The sequence below is a fragment of the Streptomyces sp. NPDC016309 genome, from assembly GCF_043077235.1.
Taxonomy (GTDB): Bacteria; Actinomycetota; Actinomycetes; order Streptomycetales; family Streptomycetaceae; genus Streptomyces.
The window spans coordinates 182,627-197,828 of the sequence record NZ_JBIBSG010000003.1 but is presented as its reverse complement, the minus strand read 5'-3'; the positions used below and the strand labels follow the sequence as shown (position 1 = coordinate 197,828).

Genomic DNA, 15,202 nt, shown 5'->3' with positions numbered 1-15,202 from the left:
ACGGGGCAGCGATGACGGGCCCCGACGGCCGCCCGCCGCTACTGGGCGGTGGCCGTCAGGTCGCCTCGGCGCGGGGCGGCGAAGCCGTCGAGGTCCGCGCGGGTCAGTCCGGTGAGGCGGGCGACCTCGTCGGTGTCGAGGGCGCCGCAGTCGATGCCGCGCAGCAGGTAGGAGCTGAGGGCCTTGGCGGTGGCGGGCTCGTCCATGACGTCGCCGCCGGCGTGGTTGGCGTAGGCCGACAGGCGGGCGGCGGCCTGTTCGAAGCCCTCGCGGTAGAAGGCGAAGACGGCCGCGTACCGGGTGGGCAGGTGGCCCGGGTGCATGTCCCAGCCCTGGTAGTAGGCGCGGGCCAGGGCGCGGCGGGTGAGGCCGTAGTGCAGGCGCCAGGCGTCGTGGACCTTCTCGGTGGTGCCGACCGGGAGGACGTTGGTGGAGCCGTCGGAGACGCGTACGCCGGTGCCGGCCGCGGCGACCTGCATGATCGCCTTGGCGTGGTCGGCGGCGGGGTGGTCGCTGGCCTGGTGGGCGGCGGAGACGCCGAGGCAGGCGCTGTAGTCGAAGGTGCCGTAGTGCAGGCCGGTGGCGCGGCCCTCGGCGGCGTCGATCATGCGGGCGACGGTGGCGGTGCCGTCGGGGGCGAGGATGGCCTGGCTGGTCTCGATCTGGATCTCGAAGCCGAGGCGGCCGGCGTCGAGGCCGTGGGCCTTCTCGAACGCCTCCAGGAGTCGTACGAAGGCGCTGACCTGCTCGGCGTAGGTGACCTTGGGGAGGGTGAGGACGAGGCCGTCGGGGAGGCCGCCGTGTTCCATGAGGCCGCTGAGGAAGACGTCGGTGGTGCGGATGCCCCGGTCGCGTACGGCGGCCTCCATGCACTTCATGCGGATGCCCATGTACGGGGCGGCCGTGCCGCCGGCGTACGCCTCGGAGACGAGCCGGGCGGCGCGGGCGGCGTCCGTGTCCTCGGCCGTGCCGTCCTTGCCGCCGTAGCCGTCCTCGAAGTCGACGCGGAGGTCCTCGACGGGTTCGCGCTCCAGCTTGGCGCGGACGCGGGCGTGGACGTCGGCGGCGAGCGCGTCGGGGAGGCCGAGGACGGCGGCGAAGGAGGCGGCGTCGGGGGCGTGCTCGTCGAGCATGGCGAGCGCCCGGTCGCCCCAGGAGCGGATGGTCCCGGCGTCGAAGGCCTCGCCGGGTACGTACACGGTGTGGACCGGCTGGCGGGTGCCGGGGTCGCCCGGGTAGCGGCGTGCGAGCTCCTCGTCGACCGGGACGAGGGAGGCGCTGATGCCCTCCCTGACCGCACCGGTGAGGCTCGTCGCCACCTTCTCCTGCTGACCCATTCCCACACCCTCCAGTTTTCCACTCCACGGAATCAACAATCCGTATGGTGAAGTTAATGGGTGTCCCGGACCTGCGTCAATGGTCGCCCCGACGACACGGGGCCGCGCGGTGGAATCCACCGCGCGGCCCCGGAGCCGGTCGTGTGCCGCGGTTCGACCGCGGCCGTCCGTGGGTCAGCCCTTGCGGGACTTGATCTCCTCGGTGAGCTGGGGGACGACCTGGAACAGGTCGCCGACCACGCCGTAGTCGACCAGGTCGAAGATCGGGGCCTCGGCGTCCTTGTTGATGGCCACGATGGTCTTCGAGGTCTGCATGCCGGCGCGGTGCTGGATCGCACCCGAGATGCCGGAGGCGATGTAGAGCTGCGGGGAGACCGACTTGCCGGTCTGGCCGACCTGGTTGGTGTGCGGGTACCAGCCGGCGTCGACGGCGGCGCGGGAGGCGCCGACGGCGGCACCGAGGGAGTCGGCGAGGTCCTCGATGATCGAGAAGTTCTCGGCGCCGTTGACACCGCGGCCGCCGGAGACCACGATCGCGGCCTCGGTCAGCTCGGGACGGCCGGTCGACTCGCGCGGGGTGCGGGAGACGACCTTGGTGCCGGTGGCCTTCTCGGAGAACGAGACGGACAGGGCCTCGACGGCGCCCGCGGCCGGGGCGGCCTCCACGGGAGCCGAGTTCGGCTTGACCGTGATGACCGGGGTGCCCTTGGAGACACGGGACTTGGTGGTGAAGGAGGCGGCGAACGCGGACTGCGTGGCCACCGGGCCCTCGTCGCCGGCCTCGAGGTCGACGGCGTCGGTGATGATGCCGGAGCCGATGCGGACCGCGAGGCGGGCCGCGACCTCCTTGCCCTCGGCGGAGGACGGGACGAGCACGGCGACCGGGGAGACGGCCTCGTGCGCGGCCTGGAGCGCGTCCACCTTCGGGACGACCAGGTACTCGGCGAACTCGGGGGCGTCGGCGGTGAGGACCTTGACCGCGCCGTGCTCGGCGAGCGTGGCGGCGGTGGCCTCGGCGCCGGAGCCGAGCGCGACGGCGACGGGCTCGCCGATGCGGCGGGCCAGGGTCAGCAGCTCCAGCGTGGGCTTGCGGACGGCACCGTCCACGTGGTCGACGTAGACGAGAACTTCAGCCATGGGACTTCAATCTCCTGCGATGCGAAGAGTCTGGGGGCGGTGAGTGGCTCGCGCGAGCCTTAGATGAACTTCTGGCCCGCGAGGAACTCGGCCAGCTGCTTGCCGCCCTCGCCCTCGTCCTTGACGATCGTGCCGGCCGTACGGGCCGGACGCTCCGCAGCCGAGTCGACCTTGGTCCAGGAGCCCTCCAGGCCGACCTCGTCGGCCTCGATCTCCAGGTCCTCGAGGTCCAGGGACTCCACCGGCTTCTTCTTGGCGGCCATGATGCCCTTGAAGGACGGGTAGCGGGCCTCGCCCGACTGGTCCGTCACGGACACGACGGCCGGCAGGGACGCCTCGAGCTGCTCCGACGCGGTGTCGCCGTCACGGCGGCCCTTGACGGTGCCGTCCTCGACCGAGACCTCGGAGAGCAGCGTGACCTGCGGAACGCCCAGGCGCTCGGCGAGGATGGCCGGGAGCACGCCCATGGTGCCGTCGGTGGACGCCATGCCGCAGATGACCAGGTCGTAGCCGGTCTTCTCGATCGCCTTGGCGAGCACCAGCGACGTGGCCATGACGTCGGAGCCGTGCAGGTCGTCGTCCTCGACGTGGACGGCCTTGTCGGCGCCCATGGACAGCGCCTTGCGCAGCGCGTCCTTGGCGTCCTCGGGGCCGACGGTCAGGACGGTGATCTCCGCGTCGTCCGCGTCCTCGGCGATCTGGAGCGCCTGCTCCACCGCGTACTCGTCCAGCTCCGACAGCAGGCCGTCGACGTCGTCGCGGTCGACGGTCAGGTCATCGGCGAAGTGCCGGTCGCCGGTGGCGTCGGGCACGTACTTCACACAGACAACGATCCTCAAGCTCACGCCGGCTCTCCTACACATCGTCATAACTGGGCTGCCTTGTTGCACGCAGCATAGGCGCCTGATGGGACGGTTTCCGCTCGGGGCGGTGGACGCCCCTCCCGAAATATTACTCGTCAGTACACCGATTGCTTTCCCGGTAAGCAAGCGCTTTGAACTGTGACCTTGCCAACGCTCCGTAACTGGGATTTCTCAGTCGCGCAGAGCGTTGAAGCGCCCTTCGTGGTAGAGCAGCGGACGCCCGGCGCCGTCCGGATCGCCGGCGACGACCTCGGCCACCACCAGGCGGTGATCACCGGCCGGGACGCGGGCGACGATCCGGCACACCAGCCAGGCCGGCACACCCTCCAGGACCGGTACGCCCTCGGGGCCGGTGTGCCAGCGCGTCGGCGCGGCGAAGCGGTCGGCGCCGCTGCGGGCGAAGGTGGCCGCGAGGTCGCGCTGGTGCTCGCCCAGGACGTGCACGCCGACGTGTCCGGACTCGGCGATGACCGGCCAGCTCGAGGAGGACGTCCCTACGCCGAACGAGATCATCGGGGGCTCGGCGGACACCGAGGTGAGCGAGGTGGCGGTGAAGCCGACGGGGCGCTCCCCCCGCGCGGTGATCACCGCGACGCCCGCCGCGTGGCGCCGGAAGGCGGAGCGGAGCAGGTCGGGCGTGGCGAGCCGGGCGGCCCGGGGGGCCGGGTCGGCGGCGAGGGACGGGACCGTCATGGGTGGTTCCTTCTTCGGGGGGCGCGGGGAGGGGGTCCGTGGCTGCTCAGACACCCGGACAGCGCGCGCTCGCGCCGCGGGCCGGGTCGACGTCCGCCCGCCCGTGGAGAAGGAGTTCCTGGGGCACGGCGTCAGCCTGACGATCGGTAGCCCGCACAGTCAAGGCCGCCCGGGGATGTGCGACGTGCGTCACGGCGGGTCACACCCCGCTACCCGGTGGGCGCCGGGTCACACCCCCGGCACCGGGGGCGGGAGGGGCGGGCGGGAGCGGCACGGGGGTCACACGGCGTGGCCGAGGGCGGCGATGACGTCGGCCCGGCGGGGCTGGCCCGCGGCCAGGCGGACGATCCGGCCTTGGCCGTCGAGCACCAGCACGGTGGGGGTACGGACGATGCCGAGGTCGCGCACCAGGCCGAGGTTGTGCTCCGCGTCGACCTCCACATGGGCGACGCCGTCGACCATCCCCGCCACCTCGGCCAGCGTGCGCCGGGTCGCGCGGCACGGCTGGCAGAAGGCGCTGGAGAACTGCACGAGCGTCGCCCGCTCCCCCAGCTCCGCACCCAGTTCGGCCGCCCCGAGCACCCGCCCGCGCCCCTCGCCCTCCCGCACTCCGCTCTCCCGTCCCTCGCCGTGCCGTCCGTCAGCCGTGCCATGCCGTCCGTCCATCCCCCGGTGCAGCGCACCGGGGGCGCACAGGATTCCCGATACAGGCATGAAACCGCTCCTGAGCGGACATGACGTGACGAGAATCTCGCTGTCCGGAGTCGTCAGGACTGGCCTGTACGGCGCACATGGTGCACGATCGGCCCCATGCCGGATACCTACGGCTGCGTAACTTCCGCCGGGAGAACCCTCCCCAGGCACTGAAGAAGGGTCTTCCTCCAGATGGCAGAACTCGTCTATCGGCCGGTCATCGGCGCCGCCCTCACGATGTTCAAGGCGCTCGACCTGAAGATCGACACTCAGGGTTCGGAGAACATCCCGCGGACGGGCGGGGCCGTGCTGGTGAGCAACCACATCAGCTATCTGGACTTCATCTTCTCCGGTCTGGCGGCACTGCCGCAGAAGCGGCTCGTGCGGTTCATGGCCAAGGACTCGGTGTTCCGGCACAAGATCTCCGGTCCGCTGATGCGGGGCATGAAGCACATCCCGGTGGACCGCGCGCAGGGCGAGGCCGCCTACCACCACGCGCTGGAGTCGCTGCGCGCCGGCGAGATCATCGGGGTCTTCCCCGAGGCGACCATCTCGCAGTCCTTCACGCTCAAGAGCTTCAAGTCGGGCGCGGCCCGGCTGGCGCAGGAGGCGGGCGTCCCGCTGATCCCGATGGCGCTGTGGGGCACCCAGCGGCTGTGGACCAAGGGGCGGCCGCGCAACTTCCGGCGCAGCCACATCCCGGTGACGATCCGGGTGGGCGAGCCGGTGGAGGCGCCGACCGACCAGTACGCGGGCGCGATCACCCGCAGGCTGCGCGAGCGGGTGCAGGAGCTGCTGGAGGCGGCGCAGCGCTCGTACCCGGTGCGACCCAAGGACGCGGCCGACACCTGGTGGGTCCCGGCGCACCTCGGCGGTACGGCCCCGACCCCGGCCGAGGTCCGCGAGGCGGGCTGACGGTACGGCCCGGGGCCCGGGTCCGGCGGCGCGGGCCCGGACCGGCGTGGGCCCGGCGCCGGCGCGCCGCACGGGCGCGTCAGACCGGCGGGCGGACCGTGACGAAGGCGCCGGGGCTGAGCTTCTCCAGGGATTCGGCCAGTTCGGCGCCCGCGGCCTCCAGCTCGCCGCGCGTCAGCGGCGCGAGGCCCTCCAGGAGGAACAGCGCGTTCACCGACCGCTCGGTGAGCCGGGTGCGGACGCCTTGGCGCCAGTTCCAGCGCCGGCAGGTGACGCCCTCGTCGTCGCACCAGACCACCTCGCCGGCCTCCGGGTGCTCGGTGACCTCCTCGCCGCCCGCGGCGGTGGCGAACGGCTCCGTGCCGGTGGCGCGGACCAGCCGCATCCCGCCGCGGATCCGGTCGGCGTCCTCGCCGCCGACCGGGACGAGGTGCGCCACGCTGACCGCGTTGTAGGCGTCGACCAGCCGGTTGATCCGGGGCAGGCCACCGTCGGCGAGGGCCCTCCTGGCGAGCGCCTCGGCGGAGTTGCGGGTACGGGACGGCTTGGCGCCGAAGGCGCCGTAGGCCGCGCGCCAGGCGGCGATGTGCGGGTCCTCGTGCGGGGCGCGGCCCCCGAGGCGCTCGGCGAGCCGCCGGGCCGCATCGTCGAGGAGGGCCGCGCTGGTCCCGTCGCTGGGCCCGTTGACCAGACCCCGGGCCTCGACGGCGAGGTGGGTGAAGCCGGGGACGAGCGTGCGTACCTCGTCGGAGACGGTGAGCGTCAGGGTCATGGTCGGGCCGTTCCGGGTCAGCGGGTGGGTGGCAGGTGCGTGGGCAGCGTGCCGTCCAGGTGGCGCCGGTCGCGGGCGGCCTTCAAGGCGTCCAGGACGACCGGATGCGGTTCAGCATACAGCACCGGATAGTCCACTTCATTGAACTCGGGTCGTACGGTGAAGGCGACCTGCTCCCGGTCGGCCCGGAACCGGGCGGCCGCACCCGGCCCGCCGCCCCGCGGATCCTGGCGCACCCAGCCCGCCCCGCCGGGGAGCCGCACCGCGACCAGACCGTGCAGGGCCTCGAAGCCCTGGTAACACAGGGCCGTAGGGATGGACCGGGCACGCAGCAGAGCTGCCAGGGCATGGCACTTGGCGTAGCAGATCCCGGTGCGCCGCTCCAGCACGTCGGAGGCGCGCCAGGTGACGCGCGGGTCGTCGGTGTCCTGCGAGTGGGGAATGGTGTCGCGGACGAACGCGAAGGCGGCCTCCGCGTATGAGTATGCGTCCGGATGATCGACGGCGAGGCGCTTCACCACCGCCCGCACCCGCGGGTGCTCATGGTCGATGACGTCGTCCGCCGCTACGTATGCGGAGAGTCGGGGCACCTGCTGGATGAGCTCCATGCTGCCCGACCATAGGCAGACGGCCGACCGGAGTCAATCACTTTCCGGTCGGCCGCATAGTTATTCACTTCTAGCCGTGCGCCATCTCTTCCTTCAGCGCCAGCAGGAACGCGTCGACGTCGTCCTCCGTGGTGTCGAAGGAGCACATCCAGCGCACGTCGCCGGCCGCTTCGTCCCAAAAGTAGAAGCGGAACCGCTCCTGGAGGCGCCGGGTCACCGCGTGCGGAAGCCGTGCGAACACGGCGTTCGCCTGCACCGGGTAGAGGATCTCCACCCCGTCGACCGCGCGCACGCCCTCCGCCAGGCGCTGCGCCATCGCGTTGGCGTGCCGGGCGTTGCGCAGCCACAGGTCCTTGGCGAGCAGCGCCTCGAACTGCACCGAGATGAAGCGCATCTTGGAGGCGAGCTGCATCGACATCTTGCGCAGGTGCTTCATGTGGCTGACCGCGTCCGGGTTGAGCACGACCACGCACTCGCCCCCGAGCATGCCGTTCTTGGTGCCGCCGAAGGACAGCACGTCGACCCCGACCGCGTTGGTGAACGCCCGCATCGGCACGTCCAGCGAGGCGGCCGCGTTGGCTATCCGGGCGCCGTCGAGGTGCACCTTCATGCCCAGACCGTGGGCGTGCTCCACGATCGCCCGGATCTCGTCCACCGTGTAGAGGGTGCCCAGCTCGGTGTTCTGGGTGATCGAGACGACCTGGGGCATGGCGCGGTGCTCGTCGTCCCAGCCGAACGCCTGCCGGTCGATGAGCTCGGGCGTCAGCTTGCCGTCCGGCGTCGGGACCGTCAGCAGCTTCAGCCCGGCCATGCGCTCGGGCGCGCCGCCCTCGTCCACGTTGATGTGCGCGGACTCGGCGCATATGACCGCGCCCCAGCGGTCGGTGAGCGCCTGGAGGGCGGTGACGTTGGCGCCGGTGCCGTTGAACACCGGGTACGCCTCGGCCGTCGGCCCGAAGTGGCTGTGCATCAGCCGCTGGAGGTGGTCGGTGTACACGTCCTCGCCGTAGGAGACCTGGTGGCCTCCGTTGGCGAGGGCGATGGCCGCGAGGATCTCGGGGTGGACGCCCGCGTAGTTGTCACTGGCGAAGCCCCGCACCGCCGGGTCGTGGCGACGCTTCGCGTCCGTCCTGGCGGTCTGGGGGGTCACGGCTTGGGGGTCAGCCACAGGCGCTGTCCATTCACTTCCCGGGCGGGCTTCTCCCAGACGGCGGCGATCTCGTCGGCCAGATCCGTGACGTCCGTGAAGCCCGCGAACTTGGCGTTCGGGCGCTCGGCGCGCATGGCGTCGTGCACCAGAGCCTTCACGATCAGGATCGTAGCCGCGGCCTTCGGGCCGTCCTCGCCGCCCGCCTTGCGGAAGGCGTCGCCGAGCGCGAGCGTCCAGGCCTCGGCCGCCGCCTTGGACGCGGCGTAGGCGGCGTTCCCGGCGGTGGGCTTGCTGGCGCCGGAGGCGCTCACCAGCACGTAGCGGCCGCGGTCGCTGCGCAGCAGCCCGTCGTGGAAGGCGAGGGAGGTGTGCTGGACGGTGCGGATCAGCAGCTTCTCCAGCAGGGCCCAGTCGGCCAGGTCCGTGGCGGCGAAGGTGGCGCTGCCGCGCCAGCCGCCGACCAGGTGGACCAGGCCGTCCACCCGGCCGAACTCCTTCTCGGTCTTGTCGGCCCACTCCCGGGTCGCGCCCAGGTCGAGCAGGTCGACGGTGTCTCCGACGACGGTCGCCCCGCCGTGCGCGTACCGGGCGGCGTCGACCGCCTCGGCGAGCCGGGCCGGGTCCGCGTCGGAGGCGACCACGGTCGCGCCGGCCTCCGCGAGCCGCAGCAGAGCGGCCCGGCCGGCCGCGCCCGCCGCTCCGGCCACCGCGATGACGGCACCCTCGAGCGGGCCGCCGTTTCCGTTGCCCTTGCCGTTCATGGTCGTCGTCTCCTCCGTACGAGAGCTCACGCGGCGACCCTCTCGGCCTTCTCGGCGGTGATGCCCTTGGTGGAGGCGATCACGTTCTTCAGCTTCTTGGAGAGGGCCTCATAGAACATGCTCAGCGGAAACTCGTCCGGAAGCACGTCGTCGACGAGCTTGCGCGGCGGCAGGCTGAGGTCGAGCGCGTCGGGGCCCTTGGCCCAGCGGGAGCCGGGGTGCGGGGCGAGGTAGTCGGAGACCAGGTCGTACGCGGCGAACCAGTGGACCAGCTTCGGGCGGTCGATGCCGTCGCGGTAGAGCCGCTCGATCTCGTCGCAGAGCTGGTTGGTGACCAGCGGGGCGCGCTCCCAGTCGATCTTCAGCGTGTTGTCGGTCCAGCGCAGCACGTCGTGCTTGTGCAGGTACGCGAAGAGGAGCTGGCCGCCGAGGCCGTCGTAGTTCCGGTTGCGGTCGCCGGTGACCGGGAAGCGGAACATCCGGTCGAACAGCACGGCGTACTGGACGTCACGGCCGTGGGGGTTGCCCTCGGCGTCGAGCTTCACGGCCTCCTTGAAGGCGGTGAGGTCGCAGCGCAGCTCCTCCAGGCCGTACATCCAGAACGGCTGGCGCTGCTTGATCATGAAGGGATCGAACGGCAGGTCGCCGTGGCTGTGGGTGCGGTCGTGGACCATGTCCCAGAGCACGAAGGCCTTCTCGCAGCGCTCCTGGTCGCCGAGCATCTCGCGGATGTCCTCGGGCAGTTCCAGACCGAGGATGTCCACGGCCGCCTCGGTGACGCGGCGGAAGCGGGCGGCCTCGCGGTCGCAGAAGATGCCGCCCCAGCTGAAGCGCTCGGGGGCCTCGCGCACGGCGATGGTCTCGGGGAAGAGTACGGCCGAGTTGGTGTCGTACCCGGAGGTGAAGTCCTCGAAGGTGATGCCGCAGAACAGCGGGTTGTCGTAGCGGGTGGCCTCCAGCTCGGCGAGCCACTCCGGCCAGACCATGCGCAGCACGACCGCTTCGAGGTTGCGGTCCGGGTTGCCGTTCTGGGTGTACATGGGGAACAGCACCAGGTGCTGGAGGCCGTCCATGCGGTTGGCGGCCGGCTGGAAGGCCAGCAGCGAGTCCAGGAAGTCCGGCACCGCGAAGCCGCTGTCGGCCCACTTGCGCAGGTCGGCGACGAGCGCGCGGTGGTACGCGGTGTCGTGCGGGAGCAGCGGGGAGAGCTGCTCGACCGCCGAGACGACCCGGTCGAGGGTGGTGTCGACGAGGGCACGGGAGGGGGCGCCCTCGGCCGTGAAGTCGATGGAACCGTCCGCCGACTGCCAGGGGCGGATCTCTTCCACGGCATTCTTGAGCTCGGGCCAGGCCGGGTGCTCGATCACCCTGGCGTCGGCGGTCACGTCCCCGCCGGCAACATCCTGCACAAGAATTTCCGTCATCACACTTCCTCCACGGGAGAACCTCGCGTCAGAGCACCGTATCCATGGGTGGTTCTCCGCCACAAGGGGAGCAGGAAGAAAATATCCTGTCCACCCCCCACTCAGGCCGCTGTTTTTCCTGTCCGGCATGGGGGAAGCAGCGTCATCCACGGATTGTCAACGGCCGTACGGGGTACCCGCACCGGTCGTCGGCATGCCTCGCCCGCACCCCGCCGGAGCACCCCCGCGACACGCCCACGCACGGGTGAAGCGGATGGCGGCACGCCGGGCGCCGCCGGTAGGACGGTGGGGTCCCGTCCCCTGCCGGAAGTCCCGTGCCATGAGTCTCCGCGCCGTCCTGGCCGCCGCCGTCCTGACCGGTTTCCTGCTGGGCGTCGCCGCGCCCGGGGTGGAACACTCCGCCTCCTCGCGCGGGACGGGTTCCGTCCCGGCCGCGGATCGTTAGGCTGCGACGGTGCCGCGGGTGGCACGGCACCGCGCGGCAACCGCCGTCGACGGAAGCGAGAAGATCTTGAGTTTCCTCACCATCGGTCATCGCGGAGTCATGGGTGTCGAACCGGAGAACACCCTGCGGTCCTTCGTCCGCGCGGAGCACGCGGGCATGGACGCCATCGAACTGGACCTGCACCTGAGCAAGGACGGCGCGCTCGTCGTCATGCACGACGCCGAGGTGGACCGGACGACCGACGGCAGCGGGCGCATCGCCGAGAAGACCCTCGCCGAGCTGCGGGAGCTCGACGCGGGGCTGGGCGAGCGGATCCCGGTGTTCGAGGAGGTCCTGGACGCCGTTCGGACGCCGCTCCAGGCGGAGATCAAGGACGTGGCCGCCGCCCGGGCGCTGGCCGAGGTGATGCGGCGGCGCGACCTGGCCGGGCGGGTGGAGGTCTCGTCGTTCCACGACGAGGCGGTCGCCGAGATCGCGCGGCTGGTGCCGGGCGTACGGACGGTGCTGATCGCGAGCCACTGGGGCGACGACATCGTGGCGCGGGCGCGGGCCGTGGGCGCCGCCACGTTCGCGCTGAACGTCCGCCGCCTCACGCTGGAGACCACGGAGCGGGCCCGCGCGGGGGGACTGCGGGTGATCGCCTGGGTGGTGAACACCCCACAGCACCTCCGGCTGGTCCGCGCGCTCGAACTGGACGGCGCGACGACCGACCACCCCGAGATCCGGCGTACCGGCCGCTTCATCGCCTGAGCGGCGGCACGGAGCCGCTGTGCGTACCACCCGTCACAGGTGTAACCGGAATGCGCTCGGGAACCCGCGACCTGGATCCGACAGGTCTTCTCGTACAGCGTGTCCCGGCCACACCGGACACCGGAACGGACGCATATGAGCAGCGGTTTCATGGGTCCGGAGGGTTACGGCTCCGACCCGTTCAGCGAGTTCCTGGCCCGTTTCTTCGGGGGCGGGTCCGGATCGTCCCCGGCCGCCGGCGGGCGGCCCATCCCCCGGTACATCGACATCGGCCGTCTGATGAGCGAACCCGCGCGCCGGATGGTGGGTGACGCGGCCTCCTACGCGGCCGAGCACGGCAGTACCGATCTGGAGACCGAGCACCTGCTGCGGGCCGCCCTCGCCACCGAGCCGACCCGGGACCTGATCGCCCGCGCGGGCGCCGATCCGGACGCCCTGGCCGAGGAGATCGACCGGACCGCCGGCGAGGGGCCCCCGCAGTCCCGGATCGCCGTGACGCCCGCCGTCAAGCGGGCGCTGCTCGACGCCCACGACCTGGCGCGGCACACGGGCGCCTCGTACATCGGCCCCGAGCACGTGCTCGCGGCGCTCGCCTCCAACCCGGATTCGGCGGCGGGGCGGATACTGAACGCGGCCAAGTTCGACCCGGGCGCCGTCCAGGGCTCCGGCCCCGGGCGCGGCGGCCCGGGCCCCTGGGTGGGCGACACCGACCAGCGGCCGGCGCCCCAGCGCGGCACGCCCACGCTGGACAAGTACGGCCGCGACCTGACCGACATGGCCCGGGCGGGCCGCATCGACCCGGTGATCGGCCGGGACACGGAGATCGAGCAGACCGTCGAGGTGCTGTCCCGGCGCGGCAAGAACAACCCCGTGCTGATCGGCGACGCCGGAGTCGGCAAGACGGCGATCGTGGAGGGACTGGCCCAGCGGATCGCCGAGCACGACGTACCGGACACGCTGCGCGACCGGCGCCTCGTGGCGCTCGACCTGTCGGGCGTGGTCGCCGGCACCCGCTACCGCGGCGACTTCGAGGAGCGGCTGAACAACATCATCGAGGAGATCCGCTCCCACTCCGAGGAACTCGTCGTCTTCATCGACGAACTGCACACCGTCGTCGGCGCCGGAGCCGGCAGCGGGGGCGGCGACAGCGGGCCCATGGACGCGGGCAACATGCTCAAGCCCGCGCTCGCCCGGGGCGAACTGCACGTCATCGGCGCGACCACCATGGAGGAGTACCGCCGCTACATCGAGAAGGACGCGGCGCTCGCCCGCAGGTTCCAGCCCATCCTGGTGCCCGAGCCGGCCCCCGAGGACGCGCTGGAGATCCTGCGCGGCCTCCAGGACCGCTACGAGGCCCACCACCAGGTCCGCTACACCGAGGGGGCGCTGAGCGCCGCCGTCGAGCTGTCCGACCGGTACCTGACCGAACGCTTCCTGCCCGACAAGGCCATCGACCTGATCGACCAGGCGGGCGCCCGGGTGCGGCTGCGCACCCACACCGACACCGACGTCCGGGCGCTGGAGCGCCAGGCGGAGCAGCTGGCCCGGGACAAGGACCAGGCAGTGGCGGCCGAGCAGTACGAGCGGGCGACGGAGCTGCGCGACCGCATCCAGGAGATCGGTGAACGGATCAAGGCGGGGCGCGGGGCCCGGCCGGCCGGGGACGGACGGGTCGTGGAGGTCACGGCGGAGGACGTCGCGGAGGTCGTCAGCAGGCAGACCGGCATCCCGGTCAGCAGCCTCACCCAGGAGGAGAAGGACCGCCTCCTGGGACTGGAGGAGCACCTGCGGCAGCGGGTGATCGGCCAGGACGAGGCCGTCACCGCGGTGTCCGAGGCGGTACTGCGCTCGCGCGCCGGCCTGGCCGACCCGCGGCGCCCGATCGGCAGCTTCCTCTTCCTCGGCCCGACCGGGGTGGGCAAGACGGAGCTGGCGCGGGCGCTGGCGGACGCGCTGTTCGGCAGCGAGGAGCGGATGGTGCGCCTGGACATGAGCGAGTTCCAGGAGCGGCACACCGTCAGCCGGCTGGTCGGCGCGCCGCCCGGGTACGTGGGGCACGAGGAGGCCGGGCAGCTCACCGAGGCGGTGCGCCGCCACCCGTACTCGCTGCTGCTGCTGGACGAGGTGGAGAAGGCCCACCCGGACGTCTTCAACATCCTGCTCCAGGTGCTGGACGACGGGCGGCTGACCGATTCGCAGGGCCGCACGGTGGACTTCAAGAACACGGTCGTCGTGATGACCAGCAACCTCGGTTCGGAGGCCATCGGCACCGGCCGGGGCGTGCTCGGTTTCGGCTCGGCGGAGTCCGGCGCGGAGGACGAGGCGATGCGGGAGCGGGCGCTGCGGCCGCTGCGGGAGCACTTCCGCCCCGAGTTCCTCAACCGCATCGACGACATCGTCCTGTTCCGGCGGCTCGACGAGGAGCAGCTCCACCGGATCACCGACCTGCTGCTGGAGGAGACCCGGCGCCGGCTGCGCGCGCAGGACGTCACGGTCGAGTTCGCCCCGGAGGCCGTCGACTGGATCGCCCGCCGCGGCCACCAGCCCGAGTACGGGGCCCGTCCGCTGCGGCGCACCATCCAGCGGGAGGTCGACAACCGGCTGTCCCGGCTGCTGCTGGACGGCCGGCTCCCGGCGGACTCGCGGGTGCGGGTGACGGTCGGCGACGGCCGGCTGGCGTTCGCCACGGACCGGCCGGGGGCGCCGGGTGACACGGGGCGCCCGCCTGGCGGGGAACCGGCCGGGCGGGAGCCGGTCGACACCGGTTCGCTGGGCAAGCCGGGGTCGATGGACCGTCCGCCGGGGTCGACCCGGAGCGACCGGGCCGCCCCTCCCGGCGGACCGGAGGGACGCGGCGGATCAGGAGGACCGGGCGAGCCGGGCGAGCCCGGTCTGCCGGGGACCGCGGCGCGGGACGTGTGAGCGGCGGGCGGCCCCCCGGTCCCGGGTCGTGTCGGCGAAGTCCCGCCCGGCCCGCGGTGTCCCTCAGGCGCGCGGCGGTACGAGGTCCTTCACCAGGAGCTCGAACTCCAGGTCGTCGCGGAGCGGGAGGCCGAAGCGCTCGTCGCCGTACGGGAACGGGGTCGTCCGCCCGGTGCGGCGGTAGCCGCGCCGCTCGTACCAGGCGATCAGCTCGTCCCGGACCGAGATCACCGTCATGTGCATCTCGCGCACGCCCCACCCGGCGGCGGCGAGCCGCTCCGCCTCGGCGATGACGCGCCGGCCCAGGCCGCCGCCCTGGAGGCCGGGGCGGACGGCGAACATCCCGAAGTAGGCGGCGTCCCCCCGGTGTTCGAGCTGGCAGCAGGCGACCAGGGTGCCCTCCCGCTCGGCGATCAGCAGCCGCGAACCGGGCGTGGCGATGACCTCGCGGACGCCCTCGGGGTCGGTGCGCTGCCCGTCGAGGATGTCCGCCTCGGTGGTCCAGCCGGCCCGGCTGGAGTCGCCCCGGTAGGCCGACTCGACCAGTTCGACGAGCGCGGGCACGTCGGCCTCGGTGGCGTCGCGGTAGGTCAGTGCGTCCGCGTCCTGGGGCAGTGCGGTGTCCATGGCTCTCCCTCGAAGCTGTCCGGGCCCTCGTGTCCGTGCGGTCCCGCCGTGCAGCGTAACGCGCCGTGTTCACGCTCCCCCGGTACGCCCCTGCGCTCGCGTGCA

15 protein-coding genes are annotated in these 15,202 nt (G+C 72.4%); 4 read left to right on the top strand and 11 right to left on the bottom strand.

The window, feature by feature from the left end:
* Window positions 1–38 precede the first annotated feature (38 nt).
* From ACF068_RS08780 to ACF068_RS08760, 5 genes are all read right to left on the bottom strand, one after another.
* Window positions 39–1,337, bottom strand: a complete 1,299-nt coding sequence (locus ACF068_RS08780; RefSeq protein WP_392273459.1) for a DUF6986 family protein — start codon at window positions 1,335–1,337, stop codon at window positions 39–41.
* Window positions 1,338–1,511: 174 nt separating this feature from the next.
* On the bottom strand, window positions 1,512–2,474 hold the full coding sequence (locus ACF068_RS08775; protein WP_392273458.1) for an electron transfer flavoprotein subunit alpha/FixB family protein: 963 nt from the start codon (window positions 2,472–2,474) through the stop codon (window positions 1,512–1,514).
* 59 nt (window positions 2,475–2,533) lie between these two features.
* Window positions 2,534–3,319 carry an electron transfer flavoprotein subunit beta/FixA family protein gene (locus ACF068_RS08770; RefSeq protein ID WP_392273457.1) on the bottom strand — a complete coding sequence of 262 codons (786 nt, stop codon included), beginning with the start codon at window positions 3,317–3,319 and terminating at the stop codon, window positions 2,534–2,536.
* A 189-nt stretch (window positions 3,320–3,508) separates the two neighbouring features.
* A complete protein-coding gene (locus ACF068_RS08765) occupies window positions 3,509–4,030 on the bottom strand; it encodes a flavin reductase family protein (protein ID WP_392273456.1) in 522 nt (173 codons plus the stop codon).
* A 279-nt stretch (window positions 4,031–4,309) separates the two neighbouring features.
* Complete coding sequence (locus ACF068_RS08760; RefSeq protein WP_392273455.1) at window positions 4,310–4,744, bottom strand: TlpA family protein disulfide reductase; 435 nt, start codon at window positions 4,742–4,744, stop codon at window positions 4,310–4,312.
* Window positions 4,745–4,915: 171 nt separating this feature from the next.
* On the opposite strand from ACF068_RS08760, the gene ACF068_RS08755 reads away from it, so the two are divergent.
* The gene (locus tag ACF068_RS08755; RefSeq protein ID WP_392273454.1) at window positions 4,916–5,638 is read left to right on the top strand and encodes a lysophospholipid acyltransferase family protein; all 723 of its coding nucleotides are present in this window, start codon (window positions 4,916–4,918) and stop codon (window positions 5,636–5,638) included.
* Window positions 5,639–5,717: 79 nt separating this feature from the next.
* Here ACF068_RS08755 and ACF068_RS08750 read toward each other — a convergent pair whose 3' ends face one another.
* From ACF068_RS08750 to ACF068_RS08730, 5 genes are all read right to left on the bottom strand, one after another.
* Entirely contained in the window at window positions 5,718–6,410 is a 693-nt protein-coding gene (locus ACF068_RS08750; protein WP_392273453.1) for a B3/4 domain-containing protein, read from the bottom strand.
* Window positions 6,411–6,427: 17 nt separating this feature from the next.
* Entirely contained in the window at window positions 6,428–7,018 is a 591-nt protein-coding gene (locus tag ACF068_RS08745) for a transglutaminase family protein (protein ID WP_392273452.1), read from the bottom strand.
* 70 nt (window positions 7,019–7,088) lie between these two features.
* Window positions 7,089–8,168, bottom strand: coding sequence for a threonine aldolase family protein (locus ACF068_RS08740; protein WP_392273451.1), 1,080 nt, complete (start codon window positions 8,166–8,168; stop codon window positions 7,089–7,091).
* On the bottom strand, window positions 8,165–8,929 hold the full coding sequence (locus ACF068_RS08735) for an SDR family NAD(P)-dependent oxidoreductase (protein WP_392273854.1): 765 nt from the start codon (window positions 8,927–8,929) through the stop codon (window positions 8,165–8,167). The genes ACF068_RS08740 and ACF068_RS08735 overlap by 4 nt, the downstream gene beginning before the upstream one ends.
* Window positions 8,930–8,955: 26 nt before the next feature.
* The gene (locus ACF068_RS08730; RefSeq protein ID WP_392273450.1) at window positions 8,956–10,353 is read right to left on the bottom strand and encodes a DUF6421 family protein; all 1,398 of its coding nucleotides are present in this window, start codon (window positions 10,351–10,353) and stop codon (window positions 8,956–8,958) included.
* A 319-nt stretch (window positions 10,354–10,672) separates the two neighbouring features.
* Between ACF068_RS08730 and ACF068_RS08725 the strand changes: the two genes are divergently transcribed.
* From ACF068_RS08725 to ACF068_RS08715, 3 genes are all read left to right on the top strand, one after another.
* On the top strand, window positions 10,673–10,798 hold the full coding sequence (locus ACF068_RS08725) for a hypothetical protein (protein WP_392273449.1): 126 nt from the start codon (window positions 10,673–10,675) through the stop codon (window positions 10,796–10,798).
* Window positions 10,799–10,864: 66 nt separating this feature from the next.
* A complete protein-coding gene (locus ACF068_RS08720; RefSeq protein ID WP_392273448.1) occupies window positions 10,865–11,548 on the top strand; it encodes a glycerophosphodiester phosphodiesterase in 684 nt (227 codons plus the stop codon).
* A 135-nt stretch (window positions 11,549–11,683) separates the two neighbouring features.
* Entirely contained in the window at window positions 11,684–14,470 is a 2,787-nt protein-coding gene (locus ACF068_RS08715; RefSeq protein ID WP_392273447.1) for an ATP-dependent Clp protease ATP-binding subunit, read from the top strand.
* Between the two features lie 63 nt (window positions 14,471–14,533).
* Here the strand turns inward: ACF068_RS08715 and ACF068_RS08710 are convergent, their stop codons facing one another.
* Window positions 14,534–15,097 carry a GNAT family N-acetyltransferase gene (locus tag ACF068_RS08710; RefSeq protein WP_392273446.1) on the bottom strand — a complete coding sequence of 188 codons (564 nt, stop codon included), beginning with the start codon at window positions 15,095–15,097 and terminating at the stop codon, window positions 14,534–14,536.
* Between the last annotated feature and the right edge of the window lie 105 nt (window positions 15,098–15,202).

Excerpts from the sequence above, each read along its gene's own strand:
- ACF068_RS08725 (WP_392273449.1), top strand. The coding sequence starts at position 10,673 with ATGAGTCTCCGCGCCGTCCTGGCCGCCGCCGTCCTGACCGGTTTCCTG.
- ACF068_RS08775 (WP_392273458.1), bottom strand. The coding sequence starts at position 2,474 with ATGGCTGAAGTTCTCGTCTACGTCGACCACGTGGACGGTGCCGTCCGC.
- ACF068_RS08755 (WP_392273454.1), top strand. The coding sequence starts at position 4,916 with ATGGCAGAACTCGTCTATCGGCCGGTCATCGGCGCCGCCCTCACGATG.
- ACF068_RS08710 (WP_392273446.1), bottom strand. The coding sequence starts at position 15,097 with ATGGACACCGCACTGCCCCAGGACGCGGACGCACTGACCTACCGCGAC.
- ACF068_RS08745 (WP_392273452.1), bottom strand. The coding sequence starts at position 7,018 with ATGGAGCTCATCCAGCAGGTGCCCCGACTCTCCGCATACGTAGCGGCG.
- ACF068_RS08715 (WP_392273447.1), top strand. The coding sequence starts at position 11,684 with ATGAGCAGCGGTTTCATGGGTCCGGAGGGTTACGGCTCCGACCCGTTC.
- ACF068_RS08750 (WP_392273453.1), bottom strand. The coding sequence starts at position 6,410 with ATGACCCTGACGCTCACCGTCTCCGACGAGGTACGCACGCTCGTCCCC.
- ACF068_RS08765 (WP_392273456.1), bottom strand. The coding sequence starts at position 4,030 with ATGACGGTCCCGTCCCTCGCCGCCGACCCGGCCCCCCGGGCCGCCCGG.
- ACF068_RS08735 (WP_392273854.1), bottom strand. The coding sequence starts at position 8,929 with ATGAACGGCAAGGGCAACGGAAACGGCGGCCCGCTCGAGGGTGCCGTC.
- ACF068_RS08760 (WP_392273455.1), bottom strand. The coding sequence starts at position 4,744 with ATGCCTGTATCGGGAATCCTGTGCGCCCCCGGTGCGCTGCACCGGGGG.
- ACF068_RS08730 (WP_392273450.1), bottom strand. The coding sequence starts at position 10,353 with ATGACGGAAATTCTTGTGCAGGATGTTGCCGGCGGGGACGTGACCGCC.
- ACF068_RS08780 (WP_392273459.1), bottom strand. The coding sequence starts at position 1,337 with ATGGGTCAGCAGGAGAAGGTGGCGACGAGCCTCACCGGTGCGGTCAGG.